A 19,282-nucleotide genomic window follows, 5' to 3' on the forward strand; every position below is an offset into this window, starting at 1 on the left:
TCGGCCATGGCGTGGCTCCGTCCGAAATCCCCGCGCGGGGCTTGCATGAAGCATGCCAGGGGCCCGGCTTGGCGCCGCCCTCCCGGGTGCCCATGATGCGGGCGACACGCGGGGGAAACGGGGCATCGTGGCCGAGAACGACATCATCGCGCGCCTCGGGCGCCTCGATTCCTGCGCGCTGTCCGACGCCATGGACAAGCTCGGCCTGCCGCCCGCGCTGTCCTTCATGCCGCCCCGCACGGTGCGCGGCCGCATCGCCGGCCGTGTGATGACGGTGCGCCTGGCCGAGGGCCCGCCACCGCCCGGAACGACGCCCCGCCACCTCTGCTCCGCCGCGATCGAGGCCGCCGGCCCCGGCGACATCCTGCTGATCCAGCATATCCCGGGCCTCGATGCCGGGGGCTGGGGTGGCATCCTCTCCCGCGCCGCCAGGGCGCGCGGGCTGGCGGGCATCATCACCGATGGCGCGGCGCGCGACATCGATGAGGCGACGGAGATCGGCTTCCCCGTCTTCGCCGCCGCCACCACCGCCCGCACCGCCCGCGGCCGGCTGCATGAGGCCGAGACAGGCGGCCCCATCACCCTGGGTGGCGTCGCCGCGCGGCCCGGCGACTATGCGCTGGCGGATGGCAGCGGCGTGGTGCTGGTCGCCGCCGCCGATATCGACCGCGTGCTGGAAGCGGCCGAGATGATCGCGGCGCGAGAGGCCGCCATGGCCCGCGACGTGGAGGCGGGGAAGCCGGTCAGCCAGGTCATGGGTGCCGACTACGAACACATGCTGCATCGCTGAGGATCGCCATGGCCCGCCTCCCCTATCTCACCCGCGCCGACCTGCCCGAACAGGATCAGGACCTGCTGAAGCGCGACATCGCGCTGAACCGCCTGCTGTCGCACAGCCCCGGCCTGGCCCGCGCCTTCACCGGCCTCGCCATGCATATCCGCCACGCCAGCCGCCTGGATGCGCGGCTGCGCGAACTCGCGATCCTGCAGATCGGCTGGCTGGCGCGCAGCCCCTATGAATGGTCGCACCATGTCCGCATCAGCCAGGATTTCGGCTGCACGGAGGCCGATATCCGCGCCATCGGCGTGGAGACGGCGGGCGGCGATTCCGCGCTGGAACCGCTGGCGAAGCTGGTCCTGCAAGGCGCGCGGGAGATGTGGGACGGCCCCGCCATGTCCACCGCCACCTTCGACGCGCTGCGCCCGCATTTCGACGCGGAGGCGCTGGTCGAACTCACGCTGATCATCGCGACCTATTGCGGCCTGGTGCGCTTCCTCGGGACCATGGAGATCGATGTGGAGCCGGACTACATGCCCTACCTCCTCGCGCATCCCCTGCCGGCATGATCGAAGCGCAGGTTCCGGGCGTCTTCCACCGCCGCGTCGGCGAGATCCTCGTCACCGCGCTGCATGACGGGCACCAGGATTCGCCGGTGTCGTCGATGGATGGCATCGCGGCAGAGGAGGCGACCACCCTGCTCGCGGCATCCTTCCGCCCCGCGCGCCGCACGGCGGTGAACGCCTTCCTGATCCGCCATGGCGACCGCATCGCGCTGGTGGATGCGGGACTCGGCCAGGGTGTGCGGCCGACGGTGGGTTTCGTCGCGAAGCACCTGGCGGATGCGGGCGTCGATCCGGCGGCGGTGGACACGCTGCTGATGACGCATCTCCACCGCGACCATTGGGGCGGCATCGCCGACAGCACCGGCACCGCCGCCTTCCCGAATGCCACGCTGCATGTCCATGCCGATGAGATCGCGCATTGGGACAGCGATGACGCGATGATGCGCCTGGCCGACCCCGCCCAGCGCCAGGCCATGTTCATCGAGACCCGCAACCGCCTGCGCCCCTATCGCGACCGCATGCAGGTGTTCCGGAGTGGCGAAATCTTCCCCGGCGTCACCGCCATCCCGCTGCCCGGCCACACCCCCGGCCATACCGGCTTCATGGTGGCCTCCGGCGGCAGGTCGCTGCTGATCTGGGGCGACATCGTGCATGTGCCGGAAGTGCAGATCGCGCGGCCGGAGGTCACAATGAAGGTCGATACCGACCCCGCCCTCGCCATCGCCACGCGCCGCCGCATCCTGGACCAGGTGGCGACGGATCGCGTCGCCATCGCGGGCATGCACCTGCACTTCCCCGCCTTCGCGCATGTCGCGCGGGACGGTTCCGGCTATCGCCTGGTGCCGGATGCCTGGACGCTCGACCTCGACGGAGACACGCCATGATGCGCTGGATCGACCTGGACGGCGCCGCGCTGCGCTACCACGACACGGGCGGCGATGGCCCCGCGCTGCTGCTGCTGCATGAGATGGGCGGCAGCCTGGAAAGCTGGGACTTCATGCTGCCGCTGCTGGCACCGCGCTGCCGCGTGCTGCGCTACGACCAGCGCGGCGCCGGCCTGTCGGAGAAGCCGCGCACGCCGCTGACGATGCCAGCCCAGGGCAATGACGCCGTGGCGCTGATGGATGCGCTCGGCATCACGCAGCCCGTGGTCGTGGTGGGCATGGCCGTCGGCGGCGCGCTGGCCCTGCACCTGGCAGCCGCGCATCCCGGCCGCGTGCGTGGCGCCGTCGTCTCCTCGCCGGCGACGGGGGTGAATGAGGCCGGGCGCGTCGCGCTGCTGGCCCGCGCGCAGGAGATGGAGACGAAGGGCGCGCGCGCCGTCGTCGATACCGGGTTGATGACGAGCTATCCGCCCGCCATGCGGGGCGATGCGGAACGCTTCGCGCATTGCCGCGCGTCGCGCCTCGGCGTCGATCCCGCGGGGCAGGCGGCGACGGCGCGGATGCTGGCTGACCTCGACATGGCCGCCGACCTCGCCAGCATCGCCTGCCCCGTGCTGGTGCTGGCCGCGAAGCATGACCTGACGCGGCCGCCGGAGCGCGTGAAGCCGGTGGCCGACGCCATCGCCGGCGCCGAGTTCCGGGAGGTGGAGAGCGGCCACTTCATGGCCATCCAGACCCCGGAACTGATGGCCGCGGCGATCCTCGGCTTCGTCGCCCGCCTTTAGGAGCGGACGAGCCGCCCAGGCCGTGCCCCCGTCTCCGCGCCGCGCTCCATGATGGGCACGCCGGAGACGAGGGTCATGTCGTAGCCATCCACGCGCTGCACCAGGCGTCGGCCGCCCGCGGGCAGGTCGTAGATCATCTCGGGGTGGTGCAGGCGCAGCGCATCCAGGTCGATGACGTTGATGTCGGCCTTCAGGCCCGGCTTCAGCCGCCCGCGATCATGGAAGCCGAAGAAATCCGCCGTGCCGCTGGTCTGGCGCTGGATCACGAATTCAAGCGGCAGGCGGTCGCCGCGGCTGCGGTCGCGCGTCCAATGCGTCAGCCCGAAGGTCGGCATGGAGGCATCGCAGATCACGCCGCAATGCGCCCCGCCATCCGACAGGCCGACCACCGTATGCGGGTCCTGCAGCAGATTGTGCAGGCGGTCGAAGTCGCCGCCGACATAGTTGACGACGGGGAAATACAGCATCCGCCCGCCATCGCCGCCAGTGAGGTAGTCGTAGCAGAAGGCGGCGGGGTCCTGCCCCGCCGCGGCCGCCATGGCGGCCATGCTGCGCTCCGGCGGCGGCTCGTAATCCGGCGGATCGCCGAGGGCGAACATCTGGTCCCAGCGCGTCGCAATCTGGCGCGACAGCGGCGGCACCACATGCAGCAGGCGGGGCGACGCCTCCTCCGCCAGGATCTTCGCCCGCACCGCCGGTTCCCGCAGTTTTGCGAGTTGCTCCGCCGGCGGCAGATGCGCCAGCTCGTGAAAACCTTCGCGAAGCGCGAAGGGGTTGAGCGAGGTGGTCAGGCCGAGGATCAGGCCGACCGGCCGCGACGCCACCTGCGCCGCCAGCGGCAACCCATCGGCCCGCGCTGCGCGGACATGGCCGAGCAGGCGCTGCAAACGCCCGGGGTCCGCGTTGCGATCCGTCAGCAGGAACCACACCGGCCGCTGCGTGCTGGCCGCCACCTGGCGCAGCCAGGCGAATTCCGCGGCCTCATCCTCGAAGTCGCTCAGCATTCCGAAGGTGCCGCGGCCCGAACGGCCGATGGCCTGGCCGATCGCCAGCAGTTCCCGATGCTCCGCATAGCGCGCGGGCACCAGGTCGCCGGTCGGCGTCTTGTGCTGGTCGGTGCGGCTGGTGGTGAAGCCGAAGGCGCCGGCGCGCAGCGCCTCCTCCGTCAGCTTCGCCATCTGCGCGATGTCGTCATCCGTCGCGGCCTGGCGGTTCAGCCCGCGCTCGCCCATGACATAGACGCGCAGCGGGTGATGCGCGACCTGCGCGGCCACGTCGATGGTGCGCGGCATGGCATCCAGCGCATCGAGGTATTCGGGAAAGCTTTCCCAGTTCCACTGCAACCCCTCGGCCAGGGTGATGCCGGGAATGTCCTCGACGCCTTCCATCAAATCGATCAGCGCCTGGTGATCGCGCTTGCGGACGGGTGCGAAGCCGACGCCGCAATTCCCGAACAGGATCGTCGTCGCGCCGTGCCAGACGGAAGGCGCCAGCACCGGGTCCCAGGTGGCCTGCCCGTCGTAATGCGTATGCACATCCACCCAGCCCGGGGCGACGATGCGGCCTTCGGCCTGCACGTCGCGCCTCGCGGGGCCGGCCTTGCCGCCGACCTGCGTGATGCGGTCGCCATCGATCGCCACATCGCCGGTGAAGCGCGGCGCCCCCGTGCCGTCCACGATGGTGCCGCCGCGGATGACCAGGTCGTGCATGAAGGCTCCTTGCCAAGGATCGAGGTTGTCCGGACAATGGCCCCGGCCACGCGGATTGGCAACGGCGGATCGGGACCGGTCCGGCTGAGTTGACCAGGCGGGATGGCGGGACGGGGGAAAGACCAATGGCGATCGAACGGCGCGACATCCTGCTCGGCACCATGGCCATGGCGGCCGGTGCGCCCCTGGCCGCGCCCGCGCTGGCACAGCCGCGCGCAGGCCGCACGCTGCTGCTGGCCGCGCCTGGCGCGCCGGAGGGTTTCGACGGCGACGCGCTGCGCCCCGGCACGCAGGAAACCGTGGTGCAGGTCTATGAGGGCCTGACCCGCTACGGCCGCGTGATGCGCGACGGCCGCCCCTACCTCAACCCCGATGTCATCGAAGGCCACCTGGCCGAAAGCTGGACGACCTCCACGGATGGCAAGACCTGGGTCTTCAAGCTGCGTCAGGGCGTGCGGAGCTTCTTCGGGAATGAGATGACGGCCGCCGACGTCGAATGGGGCTGGGCGAAATCCTTCGCGCAGCGCCGCACCGGCGCCTTCATCGCCAATGTCTCCAACGTCACCGCCGTGAAGGCGATCTCGAAGTATGAGGTGGAGTTCACCCTCTCCGCCCCCAGCATGATCCTGCTCAGCGCGCTGACGCTCTATCTGCCGGCCGTCTATGACAGCACGGAAGTGAAGAAGCACGCGACGCCGGAAGACCCCTGGGCGCTGAAGTGGATGGAGACCAACACCGCGGGCTTCGGGGCCTACCACCTGGAATCCGTGCGCGCCGGCGAACAGGCGGTCTTCGTCGCCAACCCCAACTATTTCCGCGAACAGCCCTTCTTCACCCGCGTGGTCTATCGCGCGGTTCCCTCCGCCGCGTCCCGCATCACGCTGCTGCGCAGCGGCCAGGTGCAGTGGATCCATCGCCCGCTGCTGCAGCAGGTGGCGGAACTGCGCAGCGACCGGCGGGTGAGGACGCAGGACAGCTTCGGCCGCACCATCTCCTCCGTCCGCATGAATCTCCGCTTCCCTCCTTTCGACAACAAGCTGGTGCGCCAGGCCTTCAACTACGCCGTGGACAAGCCGGCGCTCATCCAGGGCGTCTTCTTCGGCTTCGCCGAGCAGGCACGCTCCATCGTCCCGCCCATCGTCGCGGGCTACGACCCCAGCTTCTTCAACTACGACTACGATCCCGCCAAGGCCCGTGCATTGCTGGCCCAGGCCAACTTCAACTTCGACCAGACCGTGGAGATCCTCTACTCCCAGATCTTCAACTGGGAGGAGCCGATGTCCATCCAGGTGGCGGCGCAGCTGCAGGCCGTGGGCGTCAAGGCCCGCGCCGTGCGGATCAGCGACAGCGACATGCGCGCGCGCGGCGCACCCAACCGGCAGGACATGCCGATGTTCTCCTTCGAGGATGGTCCCATCGTCCTCGATCCCGTCTACGCCACCTTCCTGCTGGCGCATTCCCAGGGCGTCTCCAACCGCGCCCGCTTCGCCGACCCGCGCATGGATGCGCTGATCGACGAGGCGCGGCAGACCCTCGATGTACCGCGGCGGAATGAGCTGATGCGGGAGGCGCAGAAGCTCTGGATGGACGAGGCGCCCTGGATCGTCACCGTCTATCCGACGGTGTGGGAAGCGATGGCCGGCAACATCACGGGCTGGTGCCCGCACCCGGACGAGCATGAACGCTGGTACGATCTGAGGGTGGCATAGCAGGCCCATGCCGATCGGGCGGATGCTGGCGCGGCGCCTGGTCCTGGTGGTGCCGCTGCTCTTCGTGATCCTGCTGGGCACCTTCATGCTGGTGCGCCTCAGCGGGCAGGACCCCGTGGGGCTGCTGGCCGGCCCCACCGCGACGGCGGCGGAGATCGAGCTGGTGCGCGCCTCGCTGGCGCTCGACCAGCCGATCTGGGTGCAGTTCGGCGTCTATCTCGGCAAGGTCGTGCAGGGGGACCTCGGCGCCTCCTGGCTCAGCAACCGCCCCGTGCTGGCGGAGATCCTGGACCGCGCGCCGGCAACACTGGAACTGATGCTCTGGGGTGTGTTCATCGGCGCGGGCATCGGCATCCCTGTCGGGCTGCGCGCGGCCTTCCGCCCGGATCGCAGCTTCGACCAGTTCAGCCGCTTCTTCTCCCTGCTCGGCTTCTCCGTGCCGACCTATTGGCTCGGCCTCATCATGCTGTTCGTGTTCTTCTACCTGCTGGAATGGGCGCCACCGGGCATGGGCCGCATCAGCCTGTTCCTGGAGCCACCACCGCGCGTGACCGGCAGCTACCTGATCGATGGGCTGATCGCGGCGGATTGGGAATTGGCGGCATCGGCGGCCTCGCAGCTCATCCTGCCCGTCATCTGCGTCGCCATCATAGCGGCCGCGCCGATCATCAAGCAGACCCGCGCCATCGCGCTGGAAGTGCTGGCCAGCGACTACATCCGCTATGCGCGCGCCCAGGGGCTGCCGAAGCGGGAGATCCGCGCCATGGCGCTGCGCAACAGCGCCACACCCATCGTGACCTTCATCGGCACGGAGATCACGGGCCTGGTCGGCACCACCTCCCTCATCGAATACGTCTTCGCCTGGGGCGGCCTCGGCCAATACGGCCTCTCCGCCATCATCGCCGGCGATTTCGCCGCGGTGCAGGGCTACGTGCTGATGCTCGCGCTCTTCTCCGTGCTGGTCTTCCTCATCGTGGACATCTACGTGACCCTCACGGAACCCCGCGCGGCATGAGCGCCACCATCGCCTCGCCCCGCTGGGTCCGTCGCATCGGCGGCATCTCCCGCCGCAGCCCGACGCTGGCGGCGGGCGTCTTCATCATCCTGGGCTTCGCGGCGATGGCGCTGCTGGCGCCCTGGATCACGCCCTTCGATCCTGAACTCGCCCAGTCCCGCAACGTGCTGGCCGCACCCGGCGGCGCGCACCTGATGGGCACGGATGGCAACGGGATGGACGTCTTCTCCCGCGTCATCGCCGGGGCGCGCTGGGCCTTCGGCATCGCCATCCCCGCCGTGCTGGTCGGGCTGCTCGCCGGCGTGCCGCTCGGCCTCTACACCGGCTATCGCGGCGGCTGGTTCGATGAGATCGCGATGCGCTTCTTCGACGCGCTGCGCGTCTTCCCCTCCATCATCCTGGCGCTGGCCGTCGTGGCCGCCGCCGGCCCCTCGCTGCTCAACGTCGTGCTGGTCATCGGCTTCCTGGACAGCCCCGTCTTCGCCCGGGTGGTGCGGGCGGAGGTGCTGGCCCTGCGCCATTCCACCTTCGTCGAAAGCGCGGTGTCCGCCGGCAACCCCACCTGGCGCATCCTCTTCGTCCATATCCTGCCCAACGCCCTGCAGGGCGCCATGGCGCAGACGGCGGTGCGCGCGGCCTGGGCGGTGCGCATCAGCGCGACGCTCGCCTTCCTCGGCGTCGGCATCCAGCCACCGACGCCGGAATGGGGCGCGATGATCCGGCAGGGCGCCGAATACCTGGTCACCGGCCAATGGTGGGTCGGCGTCTTCCCCGGCATCGCGCTGATCCTGATGGTGCTCGGCCTCAACATGCTCGGCGACGGGTTGCAGGACCTGCTCGATCCCCGCCGCAAGGCGGCAACGCGATGACGCTGCTGCGCGTGGAGGATCTCCATACCCACTTCATCGCCCGCAACCTGGACAATGAGATCCAGGTGGCGAAGGCGCTGAACGGCGTCTCCTTCTCCCTCGATGCCGGTCGCATCCTCGGCCTCGTCGGGGAAACCGGGGCCGGCAAGTCGTTGACGGCGACTTCCATCATGGGCCTGCTGCGCCCGCCCGCCCGCATCATGGGCGGCCGCGCGCTGTTCCAGGGGCAGGATCTGCTGGCGATGCCCGATGATGACCTCAACGCGCTGCGCGGCCGCGACATCGCGTTGGTGGTGCAGAGCCCCAAATCATCGCTCGACCCGCTCAGCCGCATCGGGGACCAGTTGATCCGCATCCGCCGCGCCCATCGCGGCGGCAGCGTGGCGGAGGCACGGGACAAGGCCATCGCCATGCTCGGCAGCCTCGGCATTCCCGACCCCGCGCGGCGGATGCGCGCCTGGCCGCACGAACTCTCCGGCGGCATGGCGCAGCGCGTGCTGATCGCGCTCGCGCTGATGAACGAACCGCAGCTGCTGATCGCGGATGAACCGACCACGGGCCTCGACGTCACGGTGCAGGCGCAGATCCTGGACCTGCTGCGGGATTTGGTGCGGCGCACCGGCATCGGCGCCATGATCATCACCCACGACCTCGGCGTCGTGGCGCATTACTGCGACGAGATGGCGGTGATGTATGCCGGCGCCATCGTCGAAAGCGGGCCCGTGCGCCAGGTGTTCCGCCGCCCCACCCACCCCTATACCGTGAACCTGATCGGCGCGACGCCGGAACGCCTGCGGCTTGGCGCCACGCGCACCGTGGGCGGCCCGCCGCCCAATCTTCGCGCCCTGCCGCCGGGCTGCCCCTATCAGGATCGCTGCCCCCAGGCCGGCGCGGATTGCACCACCATCCCGCCCGATGTCGCGCTCGGCGAGGGCCATGTCGCGCGCTGCCACCGGGTGGCGGCATGACTGCGCCGGTCCTCGAGGTCGAAGGCCTGGTCAAGCATTTCGACGTCTCCCGCCAGGTGAAGGTGCATGCCGTCAACGGCGTCAGCTTCTCGATCCGGGAAGGGGAGACGCTGGGCGTCGTCGGTGAGAGCGGTTCCGGCAAGTCCACCATCGGCCGCAGCGTCATCCGGCTGCTGGCCCCGACCGGCGGGACCATCCGCTTCCGCGGGCGGGACATCACGAACCTTCCCGAATCCGCCTGCCGCCCGCTGCGGGCGGAGATGCAGATGGTGTTCCAGGACCCCTGGTCCGCGCTGAACCCGCGCATCCGCATCGGCGACCTCATCGCCGAACCCCTCAAGCTGCACACGAAGCTCTCCGCCGCCGAACGGCGCGACAGGGTGGAGGCGCTGGCCATCCGCGTGCGCCTGACGCCCGAACTCCTCACCCGCTATCCCGCCGAACTCTCCGGCGGCCAGCTCCAGCGCGTGTGCATCGCCCGCGCCATCGCCACCAGTCCGAAGCTGATCGTGCTGGATGAGCCCACCTCCTCGCTCGACCTCTCCGTCCGCGCCGGCATCCTGGACCTGCTGGCGGAGCTGAAGGCGGAAACGGGGGCGGCGATGATGTTCATCAGCCACGATCTCGGCACCGTGAAGCTCATCAGCGACCGCATCCTGGTGCTCTATCTCGGCAGCGTCGTCGAATATGCGCCGACGGCCCAGGTCTTCGCCGATGCCGCGCATCCCTATTCCCAGGCGCTGATGTCGGCCCACCTGCCCGCGGACCCGGATGCGGTGCTGAAGCGCCACGTCCTGCAGGGGGAGATCCCCTCCCCCATCAACCTGCCGCCCGGCTGCCACTTTGCGAGTCGCTGCCCCGTCGCCGTGCCGCGCTGCCGCACGGAAACGCCGCCGCTCGATCCCGTCGCCGGCGATGCCGCCCACCAGGCCGCATGCCTCCGCATCACGGAGGGCGCCAACCGGATTCCCGCGCTGGAGGATGCCCATGGATGAGGCGACGCTGCGGCGGGAACTCCTCGCCGCCTATCACATCCTCGACGTGCACGGGCAGAATGCCGGCATCGCGGGGCACCTGACCGCGCGGCTGCCCGGCGGCGACAGCTTCTGGTGCCATGGCTACGGCCAGGGGTTCGAGGAAGTGCGCGCGGATGACCTCCGCCACGCCGACATGGAACTGCGCGTGCTAAACGGCGGGAAGATCAATCCCTCCCTCGTCATCCATACCGGCCTCTATCACGCCCGCCCCGATATCGGCTGCGTCATCCACACCCACAGCCTGAACGCGGTGATGCTGACGGCCACGGGCACGCCGCTGCTGCCGCTGTTCCAGTCCGCGCTGATGTTCCACGACGATTGCGCGCTGCATGCGGAGTATGGCGGCATCGTCGATACGGTGGAAACCGGCGTCGAACTCGCCGCCGCCCTCGGCCCGCGCCGCGCCCTGCTGCTGGCCAACCACGGCACGCTGGTGGTCGGCCGCAATATCCGCGAAGCCGTGCACTGCGCGATCATGCTGGACGATGCCTGCCGCATCCAACTCGGCGCCATGGCCGCCGCCGCGGGCAGGCCGCTTTCCCTTGTCGATGACGCCACGGCGCAGGAGGCGAAGCGCTTCCTGCTGTCGGACAAGGTGCTCGGCCTGCGCTGGGACCACTACCTCCGTCGCGCCATCGCGGCCCGGCCCTGGCTGGCGGCGGAACTCGCCAGCATCACCTGACTACAGATCGACGCTGATGGTCACGCCCAGCCGCGCGGCGATGTCCTTCTTGTCGAGGTCCGGTCCGCGCGCCTCATTCCCCTGAACATGCTGAAGGTCCCGCGCGGTATCCCGGCGGATGGCGATGATGAGGCTGGTGGCGTCCACCAGCGCCAGCGGGAATTCATGCCAGGTGCCGAGGTGCAGCATCAGCCCCGCGCTGCCGTCGAAGATCAGCGCGCGCGCTTCCTCCAGCACCGGCAATTCGCCATCGCCGGGCGGGGCCAGCACCATCAGGAACGGCCGGCCGCCGAGGGGGAAGAAGCTCTGCGTGTGGAGGAAATGGCGTTCCATCCACACCACGCGCAGTGGCCGTCGTTCCAGCGTCGCGACGGTGAATTCCAGCGTGTCGTCGGCCACGAAGCGGCCCGGCTTCCGCAGCGCGACGCGGTCGCCATAGAAGGGGCTGCGGATCACCGGCGCAGGCGCGGTCGGGCCCATCAGCGTGCCGAAGGGCGCGACATTCTCCGCCGTCGCCGCTTCCGCCCGCAGCGAGATGGATCGCACCGCCGGCCTAGCCCGCGGGGGACAGGACGTGGATGACGCGGCCTTCGATCATCGGCCGCACCTTCGCGCCATAGGCCGCCATGTGGGGCGCGGCGGCGTGGGCGGCCAGATGCGCCGGGCTTTCCCACTTCTCCACCACCACGAAGCTGTCGGGGCCAAGCTTCGTCTGGATGGCGCCCACGCCCTCCGCATCGATGGCAGGGCCGTATTCGATGCAGCCATCTTCGGCATGCACGGCGGGCATATTGGCGCGGAAGGCTTCCAGCACGGCATCCCGCATCCCGGGCTTGGTCGTGATGATGGCGAGGACGTGGATCATGCGGCGCTTTCCTTCCCGGATATCCGCAAAGGCTACGCTGGCCGCAGGCGCTTCGCCAGCGGGGCCAGCACCCGCTCCACCACCGGGATCAGCAGGAACCCCGCGGCCAGCCCGACCACGCCGGCGAAGGCAGCCCCCGCCAGCCAGCCCAGCGCGCCGCCCATGCCAGGCATCGTCCCCGCGGCGGCGGCCAGGTCGTGCGACCAATGCGCCGGCCCGGCCAGGCCGAATTCCTCCAGCCCATGGATCAGGATGCCGCCGCCGACCCAGACCATCGCCGCCGTGCCGACGATGCTCAGCAGCATGAGGAAGGGCGGCATGCCCTTCACCAGGCCGCGCCCCACCGCCCGCGCCAGGGGTCGCAGCCCCGCCGGCAGCCGCAGGGCCACTCCCTGCTCCCGCGCCAGGGCCACGCCGGCATCATCCGCCTTCACGATCAGCGCGACGGCGCCATAGACCACGATGGTGATGCCGATGCCGACCACCGCCAGGATCGCCGCCTGCGCCACGAAGCCGCTGTCGGGGATGGTGGACAGCGCGATGGCCATGATCTCCGCGGACAGGATGAAATCCGTCTTGATGGCGCCGGCCACCCGCGCTTCCTCCAGCGCCAGCGGGTCCGCCGGCGCGGCGCCCACCGCTGCCTCATGCGCCTGGGCGGCGTGCGGGCGGATGGCTTCCAGCACCTTCTCCGCCCCCTCATAACAAAGGAAGGCGCCGCCCAGCATCAGCAGGGGCGTGATGGCCCAGGGTGCCAGCAGGCTGAGCGCGAGGGCCACCGGCAGCAGGATCAGCAGCTTGTTCTTCAGCGACCCCAGCGCGATGCGCTTGACGATCGGGATCTCGCGGCTCGCGGCGAAGCCCACGACGTAGCGCGGCGTCACCGCCGCATCGTCGATGACCACGCCGGCGGCCTTCGCCCCCGCCTTGCCGGCCTGGAAGGCGACATCGTCCAGGCTGGCCGCGGCCACCTTGGACAGGGCCACCACATCATCCAGCAGCGCGATCAGGCCCGTGCTCACGGCGTCTCCGCGGGGTTGTTCGACCCCGCCTGCCGTGCCGGGCGGCCTGCGTCAATGCAAAGCCGCGTTTGCGCGGCGGTGCGGCTTCGCTAGGCTGCCGGGCATGACGAAACGAATCCGCCTCGGCATGCTCACCCCTTCCTCCAACACGGTGCTGGAACCCGTGACCCAGGCGATGATCGCCGGGCTGCCGGAGGTCTCGGCCCATTTCGGCCGCTTCAAGGTGACGGAGATCGCGCTGAGCCGATCCGCCCTCGCCCAGTTCGACGACAGCGCCATCCTGGTGGCGGCGGAACTGCTGGCCCATGCGAAGGTCGATGTCATCACCTGGAACGGCACCTCCGCCACCTGGCTGGGGTTCGAGACGGATGAGCGGCTGTGCGAGCGCATCACCGCCGCCACCGGCATCCCCGCCACCACCTCCATCCTCGCGATGAATGAGGCGCTGGCGAAGCTGGGCGCGAAAAGCCTCGGCTACGTCACGCCCTACACCGATGATGTCCAGGCGAAGATCGTCGCGCAGTATGAACGCCATGGTCTGGCCTGCCGCGGCGATGCCCATGCCGGCATCCGCGACAATTTCGCCTTCGCCGAGGTCACGGAGGACGCGCTGCGGGCGATGACCCGCGCCGTGGCGGCGGAGGGTCCGGACGCCATCGCCGTGGTCTGCACCAACCTTCGCGCCGGGCCGCTGGTGGCGGCGCTGGAGGCGGAACTCGGCATCCCCATCATCGACAGCATCGCGACCGCGGTGTGGAAGAGCCTGGCGATCGCCGGCGTGGACCCCACCCGGGTGCAGGGCTGGGGAAGGCTGTTCAGCCTGTGACGCGCCTGCTGCTGGTCAACCCGAACACCAACACCCGGACGACAGCGCTGATGGCGGCCATCGCCCAGCGCGCGGCCCCCGCCGGCGTGACGGTGGAAGGTACGACCGCCGCCACCGGCGCGCCCTTGCTGGATGACCCCGCGAAGCTGGCCGAAGGCGCGCTGGCGGTCCGCGCGCTGGTCGGCGCGACCGACCTGTCCGCCTATGCCGGCGTGGTCGTCGCCGCCTTCGGCGATCCCGGCCTGGCGGAGAGCCGCGCCGCGACAGCAGTGCCCCTGACCGGCATCGCGGAGGCCGCGATGGCGGAGGCCGCCGCGCTGGGCCGCTTCGTCATCGTCACCACCACCGGCCTGCTGAAGCCTTCCATCGACGCGCGCGTCGCCGAATATGGCCATGGCGCGCGCCACGCCGGCACCTTCCTGACGCCCGGCGACGCGGCCACCCTGATGACGGACCCGGCGCGCCTCGAAGCCGCGCTGGAGGAGACGGCCCGCCGAGCGCTCGTGGAAACCGGCGCCGATGCCATCATCATCGGCGGCGGCCCGCTGGCGGCGGTGGCGGAAGCGCTGCGGCCGCGCTTCGCCGTGCCGATCATCGAACCCGTGCCGGCCGCGGTGCGGCTGGCGCTGTCCCGGGCCATTACTCCGGCTTGATGTTTCCGGCCTCCACCACCCGCTTCCAGCGCGCGATCTCCGCCGCCTGGAAGGTGGCGAATTCCTCCGGCGTGTCGCCGCCGATGTCGAAGCCGGCATCGATGAGGCGCTGCGCCGTCGCGGGCACGCGCAGCGCGCCCATGAAGGCATCCCGCACCCGTTCCACCAGGGCCGGCGTCATGCCGGGCGGCCCGCCCAGCGCCTGCCAGGAATAGACGACGAAGTCGCGCAGCCCGGCCTCCAGCCCCGTCGGCACATCCGGCAGCACGGGCGTGCGCTGCGACGCCGTCACCATCAGCGCCTTCAGCCGCCCGGACTGGATATGCGGGATGACGGCGCCGAGGTTCTGGAAGGAGATATGCGTGGTCCCCGCCATCAGGGACGTCATGGCCGGGCCGCCGCCGGAATAGGGGATGTGCGCCATCTCCGTCCCCGTCGCCTGCTTGAACATCTCCGCCGTCAGATGGTCCGAAGACCCGACGCCGGAGGAGGGATAAGAAGCGGTGGCCGCGTTGCGCTTCATCCACTCGATGAGGCCCGCGAAATCCTGCACCGGCACCGATTGCGGGTTCACCACCAGCACATTGGGCGTTCGCACCGTGACGGTGATGCGCGTCAACTGCGTCGTCGGGTCATAGGCCAGGTTGGGACGCAGGGCGACATTGATCGCCCAGGTGCTGATCGGCGCATGCATCAGCGTGTAGCCATCCGGCGCCGTGCGGATCACCTGGCGCGCGCCGACCTCCCCGGTCGCCCCGGGGCGGTTCTCCACCACGAAGGGGCGGCCCAGCGTCTGCTGCATGTGCTGCGCGGCGATGCGGGCGATCAGGTCCGAAGGCCCGCCGGTGGCGAAGGGCACGACGAGGGTGACGGCGCGGGATGGCCAATCCTGCTGCGCGACAGCGGGGCGGATGAGGGCGGGCGCGGCGAGGGCGCCCAGCAGCGTGCGGCGGTTCATTGGGTCTTGGTCCTCCCGTTTTTGTTCAGTCTCGCGGGGGAACGCCGTTCCCCCGCACCCCCATGCCAAGGGCCAGCGGGCCCTTGGAACCCTGGCAATCGACGACGGTCCAGGGGCGGTTCGCCCCTGGCGGATGGGGTGTGGGGAAGGCAGCGCCTTCCCCACGCACCTCACCGCCCCTTGGCCGCCCGCCAGACCTTGAATTCCTCCAGGCTCGCCGGGTTCGTCGCGGGATAGAGGCCGACGATCGTCCGCCCCTCCGCCACCTTCTCCGTCACGAAATCCTCATAGGCCGTCATCTCGGTGGCTTCGCCCGCGATCTCCTCCGCCAGATGCGCGGGAATCACGATCACGCCGTCGCAATCCCCCACCAGCACATCCCCCGGGAACACCGGCGCATCGCCGCATGCGATCGGGACATTGATGTCGATGGCGTGGTTCAGTGTCAGGTTCGTCGGCGCGGACGGCCTGGTGTGGAAGGCCGGGATGCCGAGTGCCGCGATCTCCGCACTGTCGCGGAACCCGCCATCCGTCACCACCCCCGCCACGCCGCGGGCCTTCAGCCGCCCGACCAGGATGGCGCCCGCGGAGGCCGCGCGCGCATCCTTGCGGCTGTCGAAGACCAGCACATGCCCGGGCGGGCAGGTCTCGATGGCCTTGCGCTGGGGGTGGCTGGGGTCCCGGAAGGCCTCCAGCGTGTTCAGATCCTCCCGCGCCGGGATGTAGCGGACGGTGAAGGCCTCCCCCACCATGCTCTCCGTGGGTGTGTGCAGCGGCAGCGGCCCCTGGATCATCTGGCTGCGGAAGCCGCGCTTGAACAGCGCGGTCGCCAGGGTGGCGGTGCTGACGCGGCGAAGCTTGTCGCGGGTCTCGGGGCTCAGGGCCATGAAGCGTTCCTCAACGGGGTTTCTTTCCCCCTTCATGCACATGGTCGGGCCGGATCGTGAACCCCGTCCAGCCCCGGCGACCCTTCCCGCAGGGCGCGCGATGCGGGAGAGTGTCGGCCGATCCCTCCGCGCGCGAGACCCGTCCGATGAACATGTCCGCCCCCTCTCCCATCCCCGCCGGCATCAGCGAGGAGGAATGGAAGATCCGCTGCGACCTGGCCGCGCTCTACCGCCTGGTCGCGCATCACCGGATGACGGATCTGATCTACACCCATATCAGCGCCCGCATCCCGGGGCCGGAACACCACTTCCTCATCAACAGCTACGGCGTGATGTTCCATGAGATGCGCGCCAGCGACCTGGTGAAGATCGATGTGGACGGCAACATCCTGGAACCGGAGGGCCGCAGCGGCCTGCATGTGAACGCCGCCGGCTTCACCATCCATTCCGCCATCCACATGGCGCGGGAGGATCTGGTGGCCGTCATCCACACCCACACCTCCGCCGGCATCGCCGTCTCCGCCCAGGAACACGGCCTGCTGCCGATCAGCCAGCACGCGCTGAAATTCTACGGCTGCCTCGGCTACCATGGGTATGAAGGCATCGCGCTCGACCTGGATGAGCGGGACCGGCTGGTCGCGGATCTCGGCCCGCACAAGGCGATGATCCTGCGCAACCACGGCCTGCTGGTGGGTGGCACGACGATCCCGGATGCCTGGAGCCAGATCTACTACCTGGAACGCGCCTGCCAGGCGCAGGTGGCCGCGCTGGCCGGCGGCGCCAAGCTGGTCCTGCCGCCGGAGGAAGTGCGGCTGAAGACCGCGGCGCAATTCGCGCCGAAGAACCCGCCCAGCCCGCACATCAACCTGGCCTGGGAAGCGTCCCTCCGCCTGATCGAGAACGACCCGATCAGCTACCGGAGCTGACTGCATGGCCACGCGCGCCATGCGCCTCAACGCCTTCGACATGGCGACGCCGGGCCATATCCAGCAGGGGATGTGGACCCACCCCAGGGACCAGAGCCCCGGCTACAACAGCCTGGCCCATTGGATGGACCTGGCCCGCCTGCTGGAACGCGGGCTGTTCGATGGCCTGTTCCTGGCGGATGTGCTCGGCATCTACGATGTACTGGGCGGCAGCGCCGATGCGGCGCTGCGCGGTGGCGTGCAGGTGCCCCTGATCGATCCCGTCGTCACCATCCCCGCCATGGCGGCGGTGACGACGCATCTCGGCTTCGGCGTCACCTGCAACCTGGCCTATGAGGCGCCGTATCTCTTCGCCCGCCGGATGTCCTCGCTGGATCACCTGACGGGCGGGCGCATCGGCTGGAACATCGTGACCGGCTACCTCGACAGCGCGGCGCGTGCGCTGGGCCATGACGCCCAGATGCAGCATGACGACCGCTACGACCTGGCCGAGGAATACATGGAGGCGGTCTATGCGCTGTGGGAGGGCAGCTGGGCCGATGATGCGGTGAAGCGGGACCGCGCGGGGGGCCTCTACACCGACCCCGCCCGCATCCGCCGCATCCACCACCAGGGCAGGCAGTACCGGCTGGACGCGATCCACCTCTGTGAGCCTTCGCCGCAGCGGACCCCGGTGCTGTACCAGGCCGGCGCCAGCGATCGCGGCCGCGCCTTCGCGGGCCGCCATGCCGAATGCGTCTTCGTCAACGGCACCAGCCCCGCCATCGTGGCGCGGCAGGTGGCCGACCTCCGCGCCCGCGCCGCGCCCCGGCCCATCCAGGTCTTCGTCGGCGCCACCATCGTCACCGGCCGCACGGAAGCCGAGGCCCGCGCCTTGCTGGCGGACTACGCCAGCCACGCCAGCGCGGAGGCCACGCTGGCCCATGCCGCCGCCTCGCTCGGCATCGATTTTGCGCGCTATGGCATGGACGATCCCATCCAGGCCGGCCCCACCCAGGCCATCCAGTCCAATGTCCAGGCGATGAAGCAGGTCGCCGGCCCCGCCTGGACCAAGCGCAAGCTGCTGGAGCAATCCGTCCTCGGCAGCCGCCAGCCCCCCATCGTCGGCGACCCCCACCAGGTGGCCGATGCGCTGGAGGGCTGGATGCGCGACGCCGATGTGGATGGCTTCAACCTCTCCCGCACCGTCATGCCGGAATGCCTGGAGCACTTCATCGACCTGGTGGTGCCGGTGCTGCAGGAACGCGGGCTGTTCAAGACGGGCTACGCGCCCGGCACCTACCGGGAAAAGCTGTTCGGCGCCGGCCCGCGCCTGCCGGAGACGCACGCCGCCGCCGCCCATCGCTGGTAGGCGGCGTCAGGGCGCCTCCACCAGGCTCTCATGCACCCAGCCACCGCCAGCGCCGTCATCCACCTGCAGCCAGCCGCCCGCCGCGCGGTCCAGCACCGTGAGGCTGGCGCCGCGCGGCGCCACGCGCAGCACCGCGGCGCCGCCGCCGGGACCGCTGCGGATATTGCCGTGGCTGCGCAGCACCACCTGCTCACCGGCCGGCATGGCAGCGGGGGAAAGGGCGGGCGGCGGCGAGGGGGCCGTCGCAGCCGGGGCCGCTGTCGGTGCCCTATCCGCCGGCGGGGTGGCGTGGCACAGCCGCCGCCAGGCATCGCCGACCGGGCGGTTGCGCGTCAGGCCAGGCCCGTCTTCCAGCACCACGAAGGGCGGCAGCGGGCGGGACGCGCTGGAAGCCAGCGCCGCGTTGCTGCGCGGCGTCGCCATCACCCGCGCCACCACATCCGCCAGCCCGCCGCCCTGGCGCGCCGGCGCGGCGATGCGACCGCAGACCACCACCGTCTCCCGCAGCCCGTCCGGGCGATGGGTCTCTAGCCCCAGCAATTCGTCGGACAGCCCGGCGCGACGCAGATGCTGGCGCACGGCCTCCACCGCGCTCTGCCCTTCCACCGCGTCATCGGCCCCCGGCGGCGCCACCGCCACGGTATCCCCGCGCGACGGCGCCTGCATCGCGATCGTCGCAGCCAGCGCACCTGCGCCCAGCGCCAGCAGCGCGGCGCCGATCCAGACAGTCCGGCCCGGCATGAATCCTGTTCGCCTCGAAAGGGTTTCCAAACCCCCTCAAAGCCGCGCCAC

The 19,282-nt window shown here is 70.3% G+C and carries 21 protein-coding genes; 14 read left to right on the forward strand and 7 right to left on the reverse strand.

Annotated features, from left to right (window positions below; all coding sequences use genetic code 11):
• Positions 1-127 precede the first annotated feature (127 nt).
• The 4 genes from BM041_RS25100 to BM041_RS25115 are packed head-to-tail and all read left to right on the forward strand — an operon-like array spanning position 128 to position 3,013.
• Positions 128-790, forward strand: a complete 663-nt coding sequence (locus tag BM041_RS25100; RefSeq protein ID WP_217648840.1) for an RraA family protein — start codon at positions 128-130, stop codon at positions 788-790.
• Positions 791-798: 8 nt separating this feature from the next.
• Positions 799-1,347, forward strand: coding sequence for a carboxymuconolactone decarboxylase family protein (locus BM041_RS25105; protein ID WP_092962659.1), 549 nt, complete (start codon positions 799-801; stop codon positions 1,345-1,347).
• Positions 1,344-2,228: an MBL fold metallo-hydrolase gene (locus BM041_RS25110; protein ID WP_092962660.1), complete on the forward strand. Its 885-nt coding sequence runs from the start codon at positions 1,344-1,346 to the stop codon at positions 2,226-2,228. Before BM041_RS25105 ends, BM041_RS25110 begins: the two co-directional genes overlap by 4 nt.
• Entirely contained in the window at positions 2,225-3,013 is a 789-nt protein-coding gene (locus tag BM041_RS25115; RefSeq protein ID WP_092962661.1) for an alpha/beta fold hydrolase, read from the forward strand. The genes BM041_RS25110 and BM041_RS25115 overlap by 4 nt, the downstream gene beginning before the upstream one ends.
• On the opposite strand, the gene BM041_RS25120 is transcribed toward BM041_RS25115, so the two are convergent.
• On the reverse strand, positions 3,010-4,722 hold the full coding sequence (locus BM041_RS25120) for an N-acyl-D-amino-acid deacylase family protein (RefSeq protein WP_092962662.1): 1,713 nt from the start codon (positions 4,720-4,722) through the stop codon (positions 3,010-3,012). The two genes, BM041_RS25115 and BM041_RS25120, sit on opposite strands and share 4 nt — an antisense overlap.
• A 125-nt stretch (positions 4,723-4,847) precedes the next feature.
• Here BM041_RS25120 and BM041_RS25125 point away from each other — a divergent pair, with 125 nt between their 5' ends.
• From BM041_RS25125 to BM041_RS25150, 6 genes are read left to right on the forward strand one after another with little or no spacing between them, the layout of a single operon-like run.
• A complete protein-coding gene (locus tag BM041_RS25125; RefSeq protein WP_092962663.1) occupies positions 4,848-6,431 on the forward strand; it encodes an ABC transporter substrate-binding protein in 1,584 nt (527 codons plus the stop codon).
• A gap of 7 nt (positions 6,432-6,438) precedes the next feature.
• Positions 6,439-7,446, forward strand: coding sequence for an ABC transporter permease (locus tag BM041_RS25130; RefSeq protein ID WP_092962664.1), 1,008 nt, complete (start codon positions 6,439-6,441; stop codon positions 7,444-7,446).
• The gene (locus tag BM041_RS25135) at positions 7,443-8,315 is read left to right on the forward strand and encodes an ABC transporter permease (RefSeq protein WP_092962665.1); all 873 of its coding nucleotides are present in this window, start codon (positions 7,443-7,445) and stop codon (positions 8,313-8,315) included. The genes BM041_RS25130 and BM041_RS25135 overlap by 4 nt, the downstream gene beginning before the upstream one ends.
• On the forward strand, positions 8,312-9,283 hold the full coding sequence (locus BM041_RS25140) for an ABC transporter ATP-binding protein (protein ID WP_092962666.1): 972 nt from the start codon (positions 8,312-8,314) through the stop codon (positions 9,281-9,283). Before BM041_RS25135 ends, BM041_RS25140 begins: the two co-directional genes overlap by 4 nt.
• Positions 9,280-10,278: an ABC transporter ATP-binding protein gene (locus tag BM041_RS25145; RefSeq protein ID WP_092962667.1), complete on the forward strand. Its 999-nt coding sequence runs from the start codon at positions 9,280-9,282 to the stop codon at positions 10,276-10,278. Before BM041_RS25140 ends, BM041_RS25145 begins: the two co-directional genes overlap by 4 nt.
• Positions 10,271-11,002, forward strand: coding sequence for a class II aldolase/adducin family protein (locus BM041_RS25150; RefSeq protein WP_175534164.1), 732 nt, complete (start codon positions 10,271-10,273; stop codon positions 11,000-11,002). Before BM041_RS25145 ends, BM041_RS25150 begins: the two co-directional genes overlap by 8 nt.
• Here BM041_RS25150 and BM041_RS25155 read toward each other — a convergent pair whose 3' ends face one another.
• From BM041_RS25155 to BM041_RS25165, 3 genes are read right to left on the reverse strand one after another with little or no spacing between them, the layout of a single operon-like run.
• On the reverse strand, positions 11,003-11,548 hold the full coding sequence (locus BM041_RS25155; protein ID WP_217648841.1) for an ureidoglycolate lyase: 546 nt from the start codon (positions 11,546-11,548) through the stop codon (positions 11,003-11,005).
• A 7-nt stretch (positions 11,549-11,555) separates the two neighbouring features.
• Positions 11,556-11,867: a putative quinol monooxygenase gene (locus BM041_RS25160; RefSeq protein ID WP_092962669.1), complete on the reverse strand. Its 312-nt coding sequence runs from the start codon at positions 11,865-11,867 to the stop codon at positions 11,556-11,558.
• Positions 11,868-11,899: 32 nt separating this feature from the next.
• Positions 11,900-12,889: a DUF808 domain-containing protein gene (locus tag BM041_RS25165; RefSeq protein WP_092962670.1), complete on the reverse strand. Its 990-nt coding sequence runs from the start codon at positions 12,887-12,889 to the stop codon at positions 11,900-11,902.
• A gap of 103 nt (positions 12,890-12,992) precedes the next feature.
• On the opposite strand from BM041_RS25165, the gene BM041_RS25170 reads away from it, so the two are divergent.
• Together BM041_RS25170 and BM041_RS25175 are read left to right on the forward strand one after the other, a co-directional pair.
• Positions 12,993-13,715 (forward strand): maleate cis-trans isomerase family protein, encoded by a 723-nt coding sequence (locus tag BM041_RS25170; RefSeq protein WP_092962671.1) that lies wholly within the window; start codon positions 12,993-12,995, stop codon positions 13,713-13,715.
• Positions 13,712-14,368: an aspartate/glutamate racemase family protein gene (locus tag BM041_RS25175; protein ID WP_092962672.1), complete on the forward strand. Its 657-nt coding sequence runs from the start codon at positions 13,712-13,714 to the stop codon at positions 14,366-14,368. Before BM041_RS25170 ends, BM041_RS25175 begins: the two co-directional genes overlap by 4 nt.
• Here BM041_RS25175 and BM041_RS25180 read toward each other — a convergent pair.
• Both BM041_RS25180 and BM041_RS25185 read right to left on the reverse strand, forming a co-directional pair.
• Entirely contained in the window at positions 14,355-15,326 is a 972-nt protein-coding gene (locus BM041_RS25180) for a Bug family tripartite tricarboxylate transporter substrate binding protein (RefSeq protein ID WP_092962673.1), read from the reverse strand. The two genes, BM041_RS25175 and BM041_RS25180, sit on opposite strands and share 14 nt — an antisense overlap.
• 170 nt (positions 15,327-15,496) lie before the next feature.
• Positions 15,497-16,213 carry a ribonuclease activity regulator RraA gene (locus tag BM041_RS25185; protein WP_092962674.1) on the reverse strand — a complete coding sequence of 239 codons (717 nt, stop codon included), beginning with the start codon at positions 16,211-16,213 and terminating at the stop codon, positions 15,497-15,499.
• Positions 16,214-16,359: 146 nt separating this feature from the next.
• On the opposite strand from BM041_RS25185, the gene BM041_RS25190 reads away from it, so the two are divergent.
• Both BM041_RS25190 and BM041_RS25195 read left to right on the forward strand, forming a co-directional pair.
• On the forward strand, positions 16,360-17,139 hold the full coding sequence (locus tag BM041_RS25190; RefSeq protein WP_092962675.1) for a class II aldolase/adducin family protein: 780 nt from the start codon (positions 16,360-16,362) through the stop codon (positions 17,137-17,139).
• 4 nt (positions 17,140-17,143) lie between these two features.
• A complete protein-coding gene (locus BM041_RS25195; RefSeq protein ID WP_092962676.1) occupies positions 17,144-18,490 on the forward strand; it encodes an LLM class flavin-dependent oxidoreductase in 1,347 nt (448 codons plus the stop codon).
• A 6-nt stretch (positions 18,491-18,496) separates the two neighbouring features.
• Here the strand turns inward: BM041_RS25195 and BM041_RS25200 are convergent, their stop codons facing one another.
• Entirely contained in the window at positions 18,497-19,231 is a 735-nt protein-coding gene (locus BM041_RS25200; RefSeq protein WP_092962677.1) for an SH3 domain-containing protein, read from the reverse strand.
• Positions 19,232-19,282: the final 51 nt, after the last annotated feature.

Source organism: Falsiroseomonas stagni DSM 19981 (assembly GCF_900114315.1).
In the GTDB taxonomy this organism is placed as follows: domain Bacteria; phylum Pseudomonadota; class Alphaproteobacteria; order Acetobacterales; family Acetobacteraceae; genus Falsiroseomonas; species Falsiroseomonas stagni.